This window comes from Rathayibacter rhapontici (assembly GCF_001995175.1).
Taxonomy (GTDB): domain Bacteria; phylum Actinomycetota; class Actinomycetes; order Actinomycetales; family Microbacteriaceae; genus Rathayibacter.
The window spans coordinates 1-17234 of sequence record NZ_MUKN01000071.1 but is presented as its reverse complement, the minus strand read 5'-3'; the positions used below and the strand labels follow the sequence as shown (position 1 = coordinate 17234).

Below are 17234 nucleotides of genomic sequence, written 5' to 3'. Positions count from 1 at the left end.
CTCCGGCTCGCGGCGCTGCGGCGGGGGCGGAGGAAGCGGCGGCTCGCTCATACCGCGAGCCTAGTCACGCGCTCCCAGCACGCACCCGACGCCCCGCCTGGCCGCTTCCGACAACGCGCCGCCGCCTCCGCCCGCCCCCGTTTGTCGCCCCGCGACGGAACCTTTCCGCCTTCCGCGAGAGCGACCTACCGTGCAGTGACCGCCTCCCGATCCACGACGCTTCGGGGGAGCGGCCGGGCCCACCGCTCCGGTCGCACGCGGCCGGTCGAAGGGATCCTCCACTCATGGTCACCACTGCTCCCCGCCCCCGCTCCGCCGCGGACGCCGCCGAGAAGGCCGCGACCGGCACGTCCCGCCGGCGCCGCTCCCGCGCCGGGGCCATCGCGCCCACTCCTCCGATCGACGCTCTCGGGACCGAGGTCGACGCCCGCCTCGACGAGGACGGCTCGCCGTCCGTCGACGTCGCCGCCCTCGGCGAGCTGCTGCTGGGCGAGTGGAAGGAGCAGCGCCTCGCGTCCCGCGCGCTGACCGCCCGGCCCGAGCTCCACGGCGAGACCGGCCTCCCCATGGCCGAGCACCGCGCGCGGGTGACGCGGCAGATGCGCCTCCTCGCCGCCGAGAAGGGCGTCCTGCGCGCGTTCCCGGCCGACCTCGGCGGAGGCGCCGACCACGGCGGCAACATCGCCGGCTTCGAGGAGCTGGTCACAGCCGACCCGTCGCTGCAGATCAAGTCCGGCGTGCAGTGGGGCCTCTTCGGCGCGGCGGTCCTGCACCTCGGCACCCGCGAGCACCACGAGAAGTGGCTGCCCGGCATCATGGACCTCGAGATCCCCGGCGCGTTCGCGATGACCGAGACGGGCCACGGCTCCGACGTCGCCTCGATCGCGACCAGTGCGACCTTCGACGAGGAGACCGGCGACTTCGTGCTGAACACCCCGTTCCGCGCGGCGTGGAAGGACTACCTCGGCAACGCCGCGATCGACGGCCGCGCGGCCGTCGTCTTCGCCCAGCTCATCACCCGCGGGGTCGGCCACGGCGTCCACGCCTTCTTCGTGCCTCTGCGCGACGAGTCGGGCGCGTTCCTCCCCGGGATCGGCGGAGAGGACGACGGTCTGAAGGGCGGTCTGAACGGCATAGACAACGGCCGCCTGCACTTCGACCACGTCCGCGTGCCCCGCGAGAACCTGCTGAACCGCTACGGCTCCGTCGCCGCCGACGGCACCTACTCCTCGCCGATCGCGAGCCCCGGCCGCCGCTTCTTCACCATGCTCGGCACCCTCGTGCAGGGCCGCGTGTCGCTCGACGGAGCCGCCGTCGCCGCCTCCCGCATCGCCCTGGCGATCGCGGTGACCTACGGCGACCAGCGCCGCCAGTTCACCGGGGGAGGGGAGCGCGAGGAGGTGCTCCTCGACTACCAGCGCCACCAGCGCCGGCTGCTCCCGCGCCTCGCCACGACGTACGCGGCGGGCTTCGCCCACGACGGGCTCCTGCGCGCCTTCGACGACGTCTTCTCGGGCGCGAACGACACCGACGAGTCGCGCCAGGACCTCGAGACCCTCGCCGCCGGCCTCAAGGCGCTCTCGACCTGGCACGCCCTCGACACCCTGCAGGAGGCGCGCGAGGCCTGCGGAGGAGCGGGCTTCCTCGCCGAGAACCGGCTCACGCAGCTGCGCGCCGACCTCGACGTCTACGTCACCTTCGAGGGCGACAACACCGTGCTCCTGCAGCTCGTCGCGAAGCGGCTGCTGACCGACGTGGGGCGCCGCTTCAAGGACGCCCAGCCCACCGAGCTGGCCCGCTACGCCGTCGGCCAGGTCGCGGGAGCGACGGTGGACAACTCCGGCCTCCGCCGCCTCGCGCAGGTCGTCTCAGACCGCGGCTCCACCGCCCGCTCCGTGGGCCAGCTCCGCGAAGATCAGCGCGAGCTGCTCACCGGCCGCGTCGAGACCATGGTCTCGGGTATCGCGTCGCGGCTCCGCTCGGCGTCGAAGCTCCCGGCCGACGAGGCGGCCCGCCTCTTCAACGCCCACCAGGACCAGCTGATCGAGGCGGCCCGCGCGCACGCGCAGCTGCTGCAGTGGGAGGCGTTCACCGACGCGCTGTCCCGGATCGAGGACGAGGGCACCCGCACCGTCCTGACGTGGCTCCGCGACCTGTTCGGCCTCGGCCTGATCGAGGAGCACCTCGACTGGTACCTGCTGCACGGGCGGCTCTCGTCGCAGCGCGCCGTCGCGGTGACCTCCTACATCGACCGTCTTCTGGCCCGCCTCCGTCCGCACGCCGGCGCCCTCGTCGCGGCGTTCGGGTACGGCCCCGAGCACCTCCGTGCGGCGATCGCGACCGGTGCCGAGCAGACGCGGCAGGAGGAGGCGCGTGCGTGGTACGAGGCGGCCCGCGCCGACGGCACCCTCCCGCGGCCCGAGAAGGCGCCGCGCCACTGCGCCCGGGCTGCGGGCTCAGCGCTGCAGGTACGCCAAGGCGGCGTCGCGCTCGGCCCGCAGCTCCAGCACCGACTCGTCGATCTTGCGCCGCGAGTACTCGTCGATCTCGAGCCCCTCGACGATCCGCCACTCGCCGTCGACCGAGCGGACCGGGAACGACGAGATCAGCCCCTCCTCCACTCCGTAGGACCCGTCCGACTCGACGGCGGCCGACGTCCAGCCGGTCCCCGTCACCCAGTCGTGCACGTGGTCGATCGCGGCGGACGCAGCCGACGCCGCCGAGGACGCGCCGCGCACCTCGATGATCTCGGCCCCGCGCTTCGCCACCCGCGGCTCGAACTCGTCGTGCAGCCATGCGGCGTCGACCAGCTCGGTCACGGGACGCCCGTCGACGCTCGCGTGCGTCGCGTCCGGGTACTGCGAGGCGGAGTGGTTGCCCCAGATCGCGCGCCCGCGACCGAGCCGACAGGCGCATCCAGCTTCGCCGCCAGCTGCGCCACCGCGCGGTTGTGGTCGAGCCGGGTCATCGCGGTGAAGCGGCCGTGCGGGATGTCCGGGGCGCTCGCGCGGGCGATCCAGGCGTTCGTGTTGGCCGGGTTGCCGACCACCAGCACCCGGACGTCGTCGGCGGCGTGCGCGTTGAGCGCGGCGCCCTGGGGTCCGAAGATCCCCGCGTTCGCCGCGAGCAGGTCGGCCCGCTCCATGCCGGCCGACCGCGGGCGGGCGCCGACCAGCAGCGCGACGTTCGCGCCGTCGAAGGCCGCGGCGGCGGCGTCCGTCACCTCGATCCCGTCCAGGAGCGGGAAGGCCCCGTCCTGCAGCTCGAGGGCCGTCCCGGCGGCGGCGCGCAGCCCCGCGGGGATCTCGAGGAGGTTCAGCCGCACGGGCACGTCCGGCCCGAGCAGCTGACCCGAGGCGATGCGGAACAGCAGGGCGTAGCCGATGGCGCCCCCCGCTCCCGTGACCGTGACCTTCACCGGCGTGCGCTGCGTGCTCATGCCGCCGAGCGTAGGCGCGGGTCCTGCGTGCCGGATAGGAGTCAGCGGGCGGACACGTCCTGCAGCACCTCCAGCACCCGCCGCACCGGGGCGTGCGCGAGCGCGTCGGGCCGGGCGAGCACGTCCACGTGGCGTGTCAGCGCCACTCCCTCGACCGGCCGCAGCACCATGCCGTCGACGGCGAGCACCGCCGCCGTGATCCGGGGCATCACCGCGATCGCGGCGCCGGTGCGCACCACCTCGGCCGCGACGAAGAACTCGTTGATCCGGTGCTCGATGCGCGGGGCCCGCCCCGCCAGCGCGCCGAGGTGGTCGAGCACCCCCGCCAGGGGGAAGCCCTCGTGCGTCGAGATCCAGCGCTCGTCGCGGAGCTGAGAAGGCCGGATGCTCGACTGCGCAGCGAGCGGGTGAGCGGCGTGCAGGGCGATGTCGAGCGGTTCGACGAGCAGCGGAGTGACGACGAGGCGCGCGGTCGGCCACTCCGGATCGTGGGCGAGGCGGTGCGCGATCACGAGGTCGTGGTCGGCGGTCAGCCCGGTGAAGCGGTCCTGGGCGACGTCGCGTCGGCGAGCGCGACCCGCTGGCCCTCGTCCAGGGCGCGCAGGAGCGGACCGAAGAGGGTGAGCCCGGCGCTGTGGAACGCCGAGACGCGCACGGGCCGGTCGTCCTGCTCCAGGAACGAGCCGACAGCCGCGCGGGCGTCGGCCAGCGCCTCCTCCACCCGCGCACCCGCGACGGCGAGTGCCTCGCCCGCCTCGGTGAGCACGAGACGGCGGCCGCTGCGCACCGTCAGCGGCACCGGGATCCCGGCCTGCAGGGCGCCGAGCTGCTGAGACACGGCCGAGGCGCTGACGTGCAGCGCGGCGGCGACGGCGGCGACGCTCCCGCGGTCGCCGAGCTCGCGGAGGAGTCGGAGTCGCGCCGGATCCATGAGCGTTCCCTTCATCGTCGATCAAGACGATGCCCGTTGCTCTTCATCGTCCAAGGCTCGACAGTAGCCCCATGCCTTCCCGCCGCTCCGCCGACACCGCCGCCGATCTGCTCCTGCTCGGCGTCGCCGCGGTCTGGGGAGCGAGCTTCCTCGCCGCGAAGGACCTGGCCGCCGAGACCGGCGTCCCCTCGGCCGTCGCCCTCCGCTTCCTCGTCGCCGCAGCGGCGACCGCCCTGCTCTGCGTCGCGCGCCGCGAGCGGCTCCCTCGCGGCCGGGGACTCGCGATCGCCGCACTGCTCGGCTGCTCGCAGGCGGCGGTGATCGGCCTCGAGACCTGGGGCGTGCACCTCACCTCCGCCACCAACGCGGGCCTGCTGATCAGCCTCGCGCTGGTGATGACCCCGGTGCTCGAGGGCCTGGCGTCGCGCTCGTGGCTCCCGCGCTCGTTCTTCGTCGCCGCGGTCGCGGCCGTGGTCGGAGTCGCGCTGCTCGTCTCGGACGGCGGCCTGCGCGCGCCCGCCCCGGGCGACGCGCTGGTGATCGCCGCCGCGGTGGTCCGCGCCGTCCACGTCACGGCGAGCGGGCACCTGACGCGGGATCGCTCCGACGGCACGCTCGGCGTGGTGCTCGTGCAGATGCTCGTCTGCGCCGTCGCGTTCTCGCTGCTCGCGGGCCCCTCCCTCCCGGCCGCGGCGGCCGCTCTCGACGCGGCGGACTGGGGGAACGTGCTCTTCCTGGGCCTGCTCTGCTCGGTCTTCGCCTTCGTCGTGCAGCTCTGGGCGGTGCGGCGCACCTCCGCGTCGCGGGCGAGCATCCTGATGGGGACCGAGCCGGTCTGGGCGCTGCTGGTCGGCACGGTGCTCGCGGGCGAGGCGATCGGGCCGCTGGGAGCCCTCGGCGCCGCCCTGATCGTGGCCGCCGCCTACGCCGGTCAGGCGATCGAGCGGAGGCACCGCCGCGCCCGGTCGATCGCGCACCGCGCCGCCGAGATCGCAGAACGCGCCACTGCGACTCCGTAGAGTGCCGAGCATGCGCACCCTCTACCCCGAGATCGAGCCGTACGAGTCGGGCATGCTCGACGTCGGCGACGGCCACTCCGTCTACTGGGAGGTCTCGGGCAACCCCGACGGCAAGCCCGTCGTGTTCCTGCACGGCGGCCCCGGCGCCGGCACCTCGCCCGCGCACCGCCGCCTCTTCGATCCCGCGAAGTACCGCATCGTCCTCTTCGACCAGCGGATGTGCGGACGCTCGACCCCGCACGCCAGCGAGCCCGGTGCGGACCTGTCCACCAACACCTCCTGGTACCTCGTCGGCGACATCGAGCGCCTGCGCGAGCACCTCGGCATCGAGACCTGGCTCGTGCTCGGCGGCTCCTGGGGCTCGACCCTCGCCCTCGCGTACGCCGAGACGCACCCGGAGCGGGTCAGCGAGATCGTCCTCCGCGGAATCTTCACCCTCCGCCGTGCCGAGCTCGAGTGGTTCTACGAGGGCGGCGCGGCGGCCGTCTACCCCGACCTCTGGGAGTCGTACACCGCGGTCGTCCCCGCCTCCGAGCGCGGCAGCTTCATCGAGGCGTACTACCGCCTCCTGCACGACGAGGACTCGGCCGTGCACGGGCCCGCCGGTGTCGCGTGGACGACCTGGGAGGCGTCGACCATCTCGCTCCTGCAGAAGCCCGAGATGATCGAGGCCTGGTCCGATCCGGCCTTCGCGCTCGCCTTCGCGCGGATCGAGAACCACTTCTTCGTGCACAAGGGCTGGTTCGAGGAGGGGCAGCTGATCCGCGACGCGGAGGTGCTGCGCGGCATCCCCGCCGTCATCGTCCAGGGCCGCTACGACATGTGCACCCCCGCCTTCACCGCCTGGGACCTGCACCGCGCCTGGCCAGAGGCCGACTTCCACCTCATCGCCGACGCGGGCCATGCGTTCGACGAGCCGGGCATCCTGGACGCGCTCATCGAGGCGACCGACCGTTTCGCGGAGTGAGCCGAGGGGCCCGGCGGCCGGGTCTATCCTGAGCGGATGCGCCCGGACGCCGCCTCGGAGATGGACAGCTGGCCCACGGGCCGGCTGCTCTCGACGGCGTCCCGGATGGTCGAGCACGCCTGGCACGGCGCGCTCGCCGAGATCGGCCTGACCCACGCCGGGCTCATCGTCCTCCACCTGCTGCAGGCCGGTCCTGTCGCGCAGAAGGCGCTCGCCGCATCGGCCCACGTCGAGGTGCAGACCATGTCGCGCACCATCGAGCGGCTGGAGCGCGAGGGGCACGTGGAGCGCAGGAGCGACTCCGCCGACCGCCGCCGCCAGCTCGTCTCGCTGACCGCGAAGGGCACCGAGGCGTGGCAGCGCGCGCACCGGCTCGAGGTCGACATGTTCCCGGGCAGCCTCGAGCACGGGCCTCTGCGCGACGCGCTGCTCGAGATCATCCGCGCCACGAGCGAGTCGCGCTGGGGCTGAGCCGCCCCTCCGCAAGCCCCGGCGGCGGGCGGTGCCGGAGCACTACCGTGACCGCATGACCTTCAACGACGACTCCCAGCTCAGCGGCGGCAAGGTCCGCCGACGCGGACGCACAACGGGCATCGCGGTCGGCGGCGGCGCGGGCGTCGTCGTCGTGCTCGCGTTGCTGTCGCAGCTGCTGGGCGTGGACCTCTCCGGTCTCGGCGGTCTCGTGGGCGGAGGCGGCACCTCGCCCCAGCAGATCACCAGCACCGCGGTCGCCTGCGACAGCGGCGCCGACGCCAACGCCGAGGTCGACTGCCGCCTCGAGGGCGCGGCCGAGTCGCTCGACCGCTACTGGGCCACCGCGACCGGCACGATCGGCGCGACCTACACGACTCCGGGCGGCGTCATCGTCTTCGACACCGAGACGAGCACCGGATGCGGCGGCGCCACGGCGGCCGTCGGACCGTTCTACTGCCCGCCGGACCAGACCATCTACCTCGACACCGAGTTCTTCGACGAGCTGCGGACCCGGTTCGACACCTCGGGCGGATCGCTCGCGCAGATGTACATCCTCGCCCACGAGTGGGGCCACCACATCCAGAACCTGACCGGCGCGATGGCGTCGGCCGACCGCTCCGGCACGGGTCCCGACTCCGACTCCGTGCGCCTCGAGCTGCAGGCCGACTGCTTCGCCGGAGCGTGGGTCGGCGACGCGTCGACGGTCCCGGACGAGACGGGCACGCCCTACCTCAAGCCGGTCACCGCGCAGGAGTACCAGGACGCACTGGGCGCGGCGGCGGCCGTCGGCGACGACCGGATCCAGGAGCAGGCGACCGGCACGGTCGACCCGGAGGGCTGGACGCACGGCTCGGCCGAGCAGCGCCAGCGCTGGTTCGAGGCCGGCTTCGAGGGCGACGCCGTCGACTGCGACACCTTCGCCGTCCCGGGCGCGCAGCTCTGACCCCTGCCCTGCGGGTGGATCTCGATACGCGTCCTGCGGGCATCCTGCTGGTCGAGCAGCCGCGCAGCGGCGTATCGAGACCTCCAGCAGCAGCGCCCCTCAGGACACCGAGTCCGCCGGCTCCTCCATGAACCACTCCGTGAACGAGCACGCCCGCCCGTCCGGAGCGAAGCGGATGATCCACAGGTTCAGGTACGTCTCCGCTCCCGGGTAGACGGTCCGCCCCTGCACCACGGCCGTCTCGTCCGTCAGCGCGACGAGACCCCACGCGAAGGTCGGCTCGGCCGGCTCCGACTCCGCTCGCCACCACTCCACGATCGCGTCGCGCGGAGTGATGGCGTCGCGGTGCGGGGCCGTGAAGTACTCGGCGTCCTCGGTGAACAGCGCCGCGATGTCGGCGGGGTCGTCGCTCGCCCACGCCGTCTCGTAGCCGGTGATCCAGTTCTCGATGTCGATCATGCGCACATCCTCGTCCCGCCCGCGGCGCACGGGAAGGGAGCCGATCGGGAAGGTTCCGGCGCTGCCCGCGGTTCGGGTACGGAGCCGGCGGATGCAAAGCTGAGCAATACGTTCCGCCGACCCGAAGGACCTGCGTGCCCGACTCCGACAGACGCTCCCTCATCCGTTCGCCCGATCCGCGTCTGATCACCGCCGTCCTCGCCTTCGCGGGGATGAGCGCCTCGTTCATGCAGACGCTGGTCGTGCCGATCCAGTCCGAGCTGCCGACGCTGCTCGACGCCGACCGCGGCGAGACCGCGTGGGTGATCACCGCGACGCTCCTCAGCGCCTGCATCCTCACTCCGGTGTCGGGGCGCCTCGGCGACCTCTACGGCAAGCGGAGGATGGCCGTCGCGGCGCTCGTGGTGCTCGTGCTCGGCTCCGTCGTCTGCGCGTTCGCCGGCGACGTGTGGACGCTGGTCGTCGGCCGCGCGCTGCAGGGCGCGGTGATGGGCGTGATCCCGCTGGGCATCTCGATCCTGCGCGACACTCTGCACCGCGACCGCCTGCCCGGGGCCATCGCGCTGGTCAGCGCGACGCTGGGCATCGGCGGCGCGCTCGGGCTCCCGCTCAGCGCCCTGATCGCGCAGAGCACCGACTGGGACGTCCTGTTCTGGATGTCCGCCGCCCTTGGCGTCCTCGACATCGTGCTGATCCTGCTCGTCGTGCCCGTGTCGACGCTGCGCTCGCCCGGCCGCTTCGACGTGGTCGGCGCGATCGGGCTCGCCCTCGGGCTGAGCGGCGTGCTCATCGCGGTCTCGCGGGGCAACGACGCGGGCTGGACGAGCCTGCCGATCGTCGCCTCCGGGCTCGGCGGAGTCGCGGTGCTCGTGCTCTGGGGCCGGTTCGAGCTGCGGCAGCGGAGCCCGCTCGTGGACCTCCGCGTCGCCGTCCGCCCGGCGGTCCTCTTCACGAACCTCGCGTCGGTGGCGGTGGGCTTCGCGTTCTTCGGGGCGCAGATCACGCTGCCGCAGATGCTCGAGCTGCCGACCGCCTCCGGAGTCGGCTTCGGCCTCAGCCTGATCGTCGCGAGCCTGGTGCTCGCCCCCTCCGGCCTCGCGATGATGGCCACGTCGCCCGTCGCCGCGTCCCTCTCCTCGCGCTCCGGGCCGCGGGTCGTGCTGATCTCGGGTGCGGCGCTGATCGCGGTGTCGTACGTGCTGATCCTGCCGTTCGGCAGCGAGGTGTGGCAGATCCTCGTGGTCAACGCGCTGATCGGCGTCGGTCTCGGACTCGCCTACGCCGCGATGCCGACGCTCATCATGCACGCCGTCCCCGCCTCCGAGACCGCCGCGGCGAACGGGCTGAACTCGCTGATGCGCACCCTCGGCACGACGCTGTCCTCGGCCGTCACCGCGGCCGTGCTGGCGCAGCTGACCGTGCCGGTCGGCGCCGTCGAGGTGCCGAGCTCGGAGGGGTTCCGGCTGACCTTCGTGATCGGCGCGGTCGGCGCGCTGGTCGCGGTCGTGCTCGGCCTGCTGATCCCGCGTGCTCCGAAGCCGGACGCGCACCCCGCGCTGCCCTAGCCGAGGTTCTGCGGCGGGACCTCGTCGTCCTCCTCCTCGAGCAGCCGCACGATCTGCAGCTCGCGGAGCCGCGTCGTGGTCTGCAGTGTCTCGCGCGCCGCGATCGCCAGGCGGCACAGCAGCACCACGAGGACCACGGCGAGCACGGCGCCCACCACGACGACGACGATGTACAGCGAGAAGAAGACGGTGGTCGGCAGAGCGGTCATCGCTCCACGCTAGGCGGGCCGGCGTCCGGATCCCTCCCCCTCCCGGCGGAGTGCGGCCGGTCGGACCTCAGGCGAACGCGCCCCGGTAGGCCCGCGCCGGATGCGTCGACGGCAGCTCGTCGGTCCCGAACAGCTTGCGCCGCAGCGTCCCCTCCGCGTACTCCGTCTGCGCGAGGCCGCGCTCCTGCAGCACCGGCATCACCCGGTCGACGAACTCCTCGTAGCTGCCCGGCAGGATCCAGTTCACGACGTTGATCCCGTCGATCCCGGAGTCGCGCCACTGGGCCAGGTGGTCGGCGATCTGCTCCGGAGTGCCGACCACGCGGCCGCGCAGCTTCGCCGAGAGCCGCGCGAGGTCGCGCACCGTCGGCTCGCGGTCGGGCGAGGCGTCGCGGATCCACTGCAGGTGGCTCTGGCCGGCGTAGGTCTCGATCGCCGACAGGGGCAGGTCCGGGTCGAGCTTCTCGCCCGTCTTCGGATCGAAGCCGAGGTTCGAGTGCAGGAGGAACGCGTCCGACGACAGGTACTCGTCGATCTCGCGCTCGGCCCGGCGGGCGTCCTCCTCCGTGTCGCCCGTGATGAACGAGAGGCCGAGGTAGAAGGCCGGCACGTCCGCCCCGCGCCCCGCCTCCGCGGCCAGACGGCGGGTGTCGGCGATCAGCTCGCGGGTCTTCTCGGGCGACCCCGAGAAGACGAACTGCGCCTCCGCGTTGCGCGCCGCGAAGCGCCGACCCGCGGGGGAGGAGCCGGCCTGGAACAGCACCGGTGTGCGCTGCGGCGACGGAGCGGACAGGTGCGGGCCCTGCACCCGGTAGCGCTTCCCGACGTGGTCGATCCGGTGGATGCGCGACGCGTCGGCGAACGCGCCCGCCTTGTCGCGGAGCAGCGCGCCGTCGTCCCACGACCCCTCCCACAGCTTGTAGACGACGTCGAGGTACTCCTGCGCCCACGCGTAGCGCTCGTCGTGCTCCTCGAGCCGGTCGTAGCCGAAGTTGCGCGCGGCGCCGTCGAGCGCGCTCGTGACGATGTTCCAGCCGATCCGCCCCTTCGAGAGGTGGTCGAGGGTCGAGACCTTCCGCGCGAAGTCGAACGGATGCGACTGCAGCACCGAGCTGGTGAACGCGAAGCCCAGGTGCTCGGTGCTCACAGCGAGGGCCGAGAGCAGCACCGACGGATCGTTGCTCGGCAGCTGCAGCCCCTCGCGGGCGTTGACCTCCCAGTCGCCGTCCGCCGGCCCGTAGAGTCCGGCGACGTCGGCGAAGAACATCGCGTCGAACCGGCCGCGCTCCAGCGTCCGGGCGAGGTCGATCCACAGCTGCACGTCGTCGAACTCGTGCTGCCGCGCGTCCGGATGCCGCCACAGCCCGTGCTGGATGTGGGAGGCGGTGTTCATGACGAATGCGCAGTAGCGCAGCGGACGCGGCTCGGAGCTCATCGCTCCAGGCTAGGACGCGTCACCGGCATCCGGCGGCGACGGCGATCGCGTCCTCGCCCGGGAAGCCGTACGGCTCGACGCCCGACCCGTCGGTGTAGCCCTGCGAGAGCGCCCACGCCGTCGCCCACTTCTCGTCGTCGCCGTCGAAGGGCGCCGCGCGGTAGAGGTCGTAGCAGCTCTCCTTCGACGTGATGGAGTGGCCGACCTCGTGCGCCACCAGGCCCACGGCCCAGCTCGCGTCCCAGTAGCGCTGGATGCTCTCGGTGAGCTGGATCCGCGACGGCGCCCCCTCCTGCAGGCTCCACGTCGCCAGCCCAGCCCCGGAGTCGCGGTCGCCGTACGCCGTGCCGTCGATCTCGATGCTCTCGCGCCACTCGATGTCGATCGGGACGCCTCCCGAGATCGAGTCGGCGAAGTCGAGCACCTGCTGCTTCCGCGGCCAGTCCGGGGCGGCGCGCTCGACGAGCCCCTCCTCCTGCGACACCCGCAGCGCCTCCACCTGCGCGAGGTACGCGCGCAGGGTTCCGCGGTCGGAGAGATCGAGCGGGTTCGCGTCGCCGCCGCCGTACCCGTACACCGCCTTCTCGACCCGCCAGCGCGACTCGTGCGTGGCGGCGGTGCTGCTCGCGATCAGCGCCTCGGCCCGGGCGGCGGTGCCCTCGGTGAAGGCGCTCGCCGCGTCGCTCGTCGCCGTCAGGAGCGGGCGGATGCGCTCGCGCTGCTCCTGCTGCGCCTCGGCCTCCTCGGCCGCTGCGTCGGCCCGGGCGCGAGGGCGTCGGCGGCGGCGAAGCGCTCGTCCGTCCCGTCCGGGGCGATCGGAGCGGTGCCCTCCCTCCGCTCGCCGACCGGGACGTCGTCGGCCGCGTCGACCAGCGCGTCGATGGCCGCTTCGTAGGCGTCCCGCGCCGCCGGGTCCACGGCCGCGTCGCCCGCGTCGTCGAGCGCGGGTCTGATGGTCGCCGTCCGCGTTCCGACCGCCTCCTCCAGCGCGTCCCACGCGCGCACCGCGCGGTCGTGGTCGGCGGCCACCCGCTCGAACCGCTCGGCCGCCTCGGCGAACCGCTGCTGCGAGACGGAGTCCCGCACGACGACCGCCGTGCCCGCTCCGCCGGCGAGGAGGAGCAGGGCCGCGCCGCCCGCGATCGCGCGTCGAGCGGTGCGCGGGAGCCGCCGCCGGGGGCGGGCGGCCCGGCGAGAGGGTGGCCGGATCGGGGGGCGGGAAGCTCGGACCCGCGGCGGCAGTGCTCACGCCACCAGTATGGTCACGCGATCCGGGAGTGCTCGCAGGGCGTCCTCGGAGCAGACGCTCCTCGCGCTCACACCGGGGCGCTGGCTGCGTCCGCGTAGGGTGTCCGACTGTGGATCGCCGCCCCTCCGAACCCTCGCTCGCCGCCCTGCCTCCGCTCACGGACGCCGGCGCGCAGGCCCTCGACGCGGGCACCGTCGCCGAGATCCGGGCGCTGCGGGACGACTTCGCGCGGTTCATGCTCCAGTACAAGTTCGGCATGGACGAGATCGTCACCAAGGTGTCGATCCTGCAGGAGGAGTTCCGCGAGCTCCACGACTACAACCCGATCGAGCACGTCTCGAGCAGGCTCAAGTCGGCCGACAGCCTCATCGAGAAGATCGAGCGCAAGGGCTGCGACACCACGTTCGAGGGCATCTCGGGAGCGATCACCGACATCGCGGGCGTGCGGATCACGTGCAGCTTCGTCTCGGACGTCTACCGCGTCTTCGAGCTGCTCACGTCGCAGCCCGATGTGACGGTGCTCGAGGTGAAGGACTACATCGCCTCGCCGAAGGAGAACGGCTACAAGAGCCTGCACGCGATCGTGGAGGTGCCGGTGTTCCTCTCGGGCGGATCCGTGGACGTCTGCGTCGAGGTCCAGTTCCGCACCATCGCGATGGACTTCTGGGCGAGCCTCGAGCACAAGATCTACTACAAGTACGACCGCCAGGTGCCCGCGGAGCTGCTCGACGGCCTGGCCGACGCGGCCCGCACCGCCGCCGCCCTCGACGCCGACATGGAGCGCCTGCACAAGCAGGTCCGCGGCGAGCTCCCGATCGAGCGCCCGCCCCTGCGCGCCCTCGACGTCTGACTCGCCGCACTACTCGAGTCGTCAGGCTTCGGCGCTGTAGAGATCGAGCGAATCCAACGGCTCGAGTTCCGGCTGCTGCTGGGGCGCCCAGTTCGGCGAAGCGGCGAAGGCTCCATCGACACGCTCCTTCGCCTTCCTCAACAGTGCGTCCTTGTCTTTCTGAACCAGGTTCGGATCGAACGCCAGCACGGCCCGGAAAGCTTCGAGCGCGTCGTACGCTCTCGCCTTCTCCCGCTCGACGACTGCGGTGGCGATGGACGCCCAACTCTTCTTCAGGTTCGGGATGCTCGCCCAGTCGGAGTTCTGCTCGACGCGGCGGATGGAGAACACGCAATAGCCGGCATCGACCCGTTCCCCGTCAGGGAACTCGAGTTTCATATCGTCGCGATCGATGACCGGTGAGCGATCACCGATTTCGGTTCGTGGAGCGGCCACGACGGCGAAGTAGCCCGACTTCGTGAGCGGCAGGCTCGTGTCTAGGCCGATCTCGACTTGAGTGTCCTCGGTCTGTCCGACGATGATGCTCAGTCCTTCGGTCACCAGTGGAATGAATGGATCGACAGCTGCCGCCACGCTGATGCCGGCCTTTGAAGCAACGCTCGTGACGTATTTCAGCACCGGGGTGATGAGGTCCCCGTGATTGACAGAGAAGAGTCCGAGCTCGAGGTCGAGCACGCCGCCGCGCCATGGAACCGCCGGCAGAACCCGTTTGCTCACCAGAAGCACTCTGTCGCGATCATCCCTCTGCAGTTCCTCACTAGGAGTGTGCATTCCTGCCGCGTGGGCCCTCTCCGCTCCTTCGGTTGCCAGGGTCACTGAGCTGTAGATCGTTGCGCTGAATCGTGAGAACCAGCGGCGCGCTGCCTCCAGCCGCGCCGACTCGATCCACACTTCGACGTAGTGCTCGTCAGTGACGAACTCCTTGTCGGCGATGTCCGAGCCCGGATCCGCGAGGTCGCGGAGGAACGTCCAGTCCGTGGGAGCAGTTGTGCTCGCACGCTTCAATAGATCGCCGAACCAGCCCATGACGCTCTCCTGATCGAGGGTGGGCGCCAGTACCCGGGTGAGCGTCGGCGCTCGATGACGCTGAAGCTACTCCCGCGCGCCGGCACTTCACAAGGCGAGGTGATCTGCCCCTCGAGGTGTTCCTCAACCGCGTCGTATTGATGGGCTGGCGATGTCGGCTAGGTCGAAGTCGACGCTGCACCGGGGCCGTAGAGATGCGCGGTGTAGCGGCTCAGCCCAGCGCCGTCACCAGCACCAGCAGCAGCACCGCGCTGCCGTTCAGCGTCGCGTGCGAGATGATCGCCGCGCCCAGGCGCCCGGTCGCCGTCGCGATCCAGCCGTGGGCGAGACCGGCGACGACGGTCGTCACTCCGAGAGTCACGATGGTCGCCGGGTTCACCATCTGGTGCCCGTGCAGCAGCACGAAGACGAGCGTCGACGCGACGATGCTGAAGACCGCCGCCCAGACGCGCCGCCCGCGAGTCGGAGGAGCGGCCTCGGGCCTCGTCCGCAGCATGCGGTTGCGCACCGCCCGCATCACGACGCCGCGGCACAGGATCTCCTCGACGATCGGCGCGACGACGACGGGGATGACGACCGAGCTCAGCACGAACCACACCGGGTCGGGCTCGAGCGCGAGGTTGCCCTGCGCGTCCTGGAGGAACGGCGAGAACCCGATCAGCACGACGACGATGACGATCCGCACGGCGATCCCGAGCCCGATGCCGATCGGCACGTCGATCCAGCGGAACGTCAGCCCGTAGTCGCGGGCGAGCGACTTCAGTCCGCGCAGCCGCGAGGCGAGCACCGGCACGACGAGCCCGATGAGGTAGCTGCCGAACGCGCCGGCGAAGGCCAGCGCGGGGGAGTAGGGGAGCACGCCGAGCCCGAACAGCACGATCAGCACCGCGAGCGGCAGCACGATGCCGGCGATCGTCAGCACGGCTGTCGGCAGCCCCCAGCGCACCCGCGGATCGGGGAGGTAGAGGAGCGACGAGTACGGAGCGCCGACCGACGGCTGCGGTTCGCGGGCCTGCTGCGGTGCCGGCCATCCGCCGGCGGAGGCGACCACGGGCTCCTCGGGAGCGACGGTCGAGGGATCGGGCGGCGGGAAGGCGGCGGGGTTCATGGCCTCACCAGGCTACGCAGCGACCCTGGGCGAACGGCGCGGCGGGCGAGCCCGACGGACGTCCCGGAAACGAGAGAAACCCCCGCCATGTAGAAGCTAGGCGAGGGTTTCCGTGGCTCCGACGGGCGTCGATCCCGTGACCTCACGATTTTCAGTCGTGCGCTCTACCAACTGAGCTACAGAGCCGTTGCGACGAGTACGCCGCTGAAAAAGGCCCTTCCTCTCGGAAGGGCCCCTTTGCGACCCTGACGGGACTTGAACCCGCGACCTCCGCCGTGACAGGGCGGCACGCTAACCAGCTGCGCTACAGGGCCTCGTTGCGAAGACAAGCATACTGCCTTCGAGGCTATTCGATTTTCACCCCGGTCGTTGCCGACCGGATCTTCTCGGTGTCGTCTTCGTGACCCCAACGGGATTCGAACCCGTGCTACCGCCGTGAAAGGGCGGCGTCCTAGGCCACTAAACGATGGGGCCGGAAGCTGCAGGGCTGACCCTGCGGCCGACCCCACCATGACTACCGACACGCAAGCATACGGATGATCGCCCCGGATGCAAAATCCGAACGTTCCGCACATGCCACGAACCCCGTCCGGGGTTGCCCGGTCCCTAGGCATCCCGGTAGGGGCTTGGTTAGGGTTGGTCGGAATTGCCCTTCCCCCGGTGGCGGCTCCCTCCGCCTGTCCGGACTCCGGCTCCCCCCTGCAACCCCGAGGTCCCATGCTCTCTCTCCCGCGCCGCCGCAGCCCCGCCCCGTCATCGGGCGCGCCACGGCTCGGGCGACTGCGCACCACGGCTCTCGCCTCGGCCACCCTCGCGCTGGTCGCCGGGCTCCTGGTGGCCACTCCCGCACAGGCCGTCGAGTACCCGTCCTGGGCCGACGTGGAGGCCGCCAAGGGCGACACCGCCGCCGCGGCCGCCCAGGTCGAGAGCATCACCTCCCTCATCGCCGACCTCCAGGACGAGGTCGCCGCCGCCCAGCAGCTCGCCGAGGAGCGCGGCGCCGAGTACTTCGCGGCGCAGGAGAAGTTCGACGAGGCCGCCGACAAGGCCGCCGGACTCGACGCCCAGGCGACCGAGAGCGCCGACGAGGCCGACGCCGCCTCGCAGCAGGCCGGCCTTCTCGCCGCGCAGCTCTACCGCACGACCGGCACCGACCTGTCGGTGAACATCTTCCTCGAGGGCGAGAGCGGCGGGTCGGAAGACCTGCTCGGCCGCATCGGCAACATGACCAAGCTCGTCGAGCGCTCGAACGCGATCTACGAGCAGGCGAGCACGGCCCGGAACACGGCGTCCTCGCTCGCCGATCAGGCCGAGGTCGCCCGCACCGAGCGCGAGCGCCTCCGGCAGACGGCCGAGGCGCGCTGGCCGAGGCCACGGCGGCCCAGCAGGCGTCGGAGTCGGTCCTCGCCGAGCAGCAGGAGCAGGGCATCGTGCTCGAGCAGCAGCTCGCCGCCCTCCGCGACACCGAGTCGCGCACCGTCGCCGAGTACCAGGCGGGGGTGGCCGCCCGCGAGGCGGAGCGCCAGCGCAAGCTCGCCGAGGAGGCCGCCGCTCGTCAGG

14 protein-coding genes, 3 tRNA genes and 3 pseudogenes are annotated in these 17234 nt (G+C 72.2%); 8 read left to right on the top strand and 12 right to left on the bottom strand.

The features are described from left to right. Positions 1-284: 284 nt before the first annotated feature. Positions 285-2429 (top strand): annotated as a pseudogene (locus B0T42_RS16990) (acyl-CoA dehydrogenase family protein); the annotation flags it as partial. Between the two features lie 27 nt (positions 2430-2456). Here B0T42_RS16990 and B0T42_RS16985 read toward each other — a convergent pair. Together B0T42_RS16985 and B0T42_RS22810 are read right to left on the bottom strand one after the other, a co-directional pair. After that, positions 2457-3439, bottom strand: a pseudogene (locus B0T42_RS16985) (malate dehydrogenase). Positions 3440-3480: 41 nt separating this feature from the next. Next, positions 3481-4370: pseudogene (locus tag B0T42_RS22810) on the bottom strand (LysR family transcriptional regulator). A 71-nt stretch (positions 4371-4441) separates the two neighbouring features. Between B0T42_RS22810 and B0T42_RS16975 the strand changes: the two are divergent. Genes B0T42_RS16975 through ypfJ form a run of 4 tightly spaced genes read left to right on the top strand, consistent with a single transcriptional unit; the run spans position 4442 to position 7773 of the window. After that, complete coding sequence (locus B0T42_RS16975) at positions 4442-5389, top strand: DMT family transporter (protein ID WP_077224217.1); 948 nt, start codon at positions 4442-4444, stop codon at positions 5387-5389. 10 nt (positions 5390-5399) lie between these two features. Then, positions 5400-6356 carry a prolyl aminopeptidase gene (pip, locus tag B0T42_RS16970; protein ID WP_077224220.1) on the top strand — a complete coding sequence of 319 codons (957 nt, stop codon included), beginning with the start codon at positions 5400-5402 and terminating at the stop codon, positions 6354-6356. Between the two features lie 36 nt (positions 6357-6392). Beyond that, complete coding sequence (locus tag B0T42_RS16965; protein WP_077224216.1) at positions 6393-6827, top strand: MarR family winged helix-turn-helix transcriptional regulator; 435 nt, start codon at positions 6393-6395, stop codon at positions 6825-6827. A gap of 55 nt (positions 6828-6882) precedes the next feature. Beyond that, a complete protein-coding gene (gene ypfJ, locus B0T42_RS16960; protein WP_077224215.1) occupies positions 6883-7773 on the top strand; it encodes a KPN_02809 family neutral zinc metallopeptidase in 891 nt (296 codons plus the stop codon). Positions 7774-7872: 99 nt separating this feature from the next. Here the strand turns inward: ypfJ and B0T42_RS16955 are convergent, their stop codons facing one another. Further along, a complete protein-coding gene (locus B0T42_RS16955; protein WP_077224214.1) occupies positions 7873-8232 on the bottom strand; it encodes a nuclear transport factor 2 family protein in 360 nt (119 codons plus the stop codon). A gap of 134 nt (positions 8233-8366) precedes the next feature. Between B0T42_RS16955 and B0T42_RS16950 the strand changes: the two genes are divergently transcribed. After that, entirely contained in the window at positions 8367-9797 is a 1431-nt protein-coding gene (locus tag B0T42_RS16950; RefSeq protein ID WP_269087537.1) for an MFS transporter, read from the top strand. On the opposite strand, the gene B0T42_RS16945 is transcribed toward B0T42_RS16950, so the two are convergent. The 4 genes from B0T42_RS16945 to B0T42_RS16930 form a co-directional block, all read right to left on the bottom strand. Then, positions 9794-10006: a hypothetical protein gene (locus B0T42_RS16945; RefSeq protein WP_077224213.1), complete on the bottom strand. Its 213-nt coding sequence runs from the start codon at positions 10004-10006 to the stop codon at positions 9794-9796. The genes B0T42_RS16950 and B0T42_RS16945 overlap by 4 nt on opposite strands. A 67-nt stretch (positions 10007-10073) precedes the next feature. Further along, positions 10074-11441 (bottom strand): LLM class flavin-dependent oxidoreductase, encoded by a 1368-nt coding sequence (locus tag B0T42_RS16940; protein WP_077224212.1) that lies wholly within the window; start codon positions 11439-11441, stop codon positions 10074-10076. Positions 11442-11460: 19 nt separating this feature from the next. Continuing rightward, complete coding sequence (locus B0T42_RS16935; RefSeq protein WP_077224211.1) at positions 11461-12018, bottom strand: hypothetical protein; 558 nt, start codon at positions 12016-12018, stop codon at positions 11461-11463. Between the two features lie 116 nt (positions 12019-12134). Next, entirely contained in the window at positions 12135-12527 is a 393-nt protein-coding gene (locus tag B0T42_RS16930; RefSeq protein WP_077224210.1) for a hypothetical protein, read from the bottom strand. 398 nt (positions 12528-12925) lie between these two features. Here B0T42_RS16930 and B0T42_RS16925 point away from each other — a divergent pair, with 398 nt between their 5' ends. Then, positions 12926-13540, top strand: coding sequence for a GTP pyrophosphokinase (locus B0T42_RS16925; RefSeq protein WP_077224218.1), 615 nt, complete (start codon positions 12926-12928; stop codon positions 13538-13540). A 21-nt stretch (positions 13541-13561) separates the two neighbouring features. On the opposite strand, the gene B0T42_RS16920 is transcribed toward B0T42_RS16925, so the two are convergent. From B0T42_RS16920 to B0T42_RS16900, 5 genes are all read right to left on the bottom strand, one after another. Beyond that, positions 13562-14566 carry a hypothetical protein gene (locus B0T42_RS16920; protein ID WP_077224209.1) on the bottom strand — a complete coding sequence of 335 codons (1005 nt, stop codon included), beginning with the start codon at positions 14564-14566 and terminating at the stop codon, positions 13562-13564. Between the two features lie 211 nt (positions 14567-14777). Then, positions 14778-15674, bottom strand: coding sequence for a CPBP family intramembrane glutamic endopeptidase (locus tag B0T42_RS16915; protein ID WP_077224208.1), 897 nt, complete (start codon positions 15672-15674; stop codon positions 14778-14780). Between the two features lie 113 nt (positions 15675-15787). After that, positions 15788-15860, bottom strand: a tRNA-Phe gene (locus B0T42_RS16910). 54 nt (positions 15861-15914) lie between these two features. Then, positions 15915-15988 (bottom strand) — tRNA-Asp (locus tag B0T42_RS16905). Positions 15989-16075: 87 nt separating this feature from the next. Further along, positions 16076-16148: transfer RNA gene (locus B0T42_RS16900), tRNA-Glu, on the bottom strand. Between the two features lie 243 nt (positions 16149-16391). Between B0T42_RS16900 and B0T42_RS16895 the strand changes: the two genes are divergently transcribed. Beyond that, positions 16392-17234 (top strand): coiled-coil domain-containing protein (locus B0T42_RS16895; RefSeq protein ID WP_446737391.1); only part of this gene is annotated, 843 nt, incomplete at its 3' end.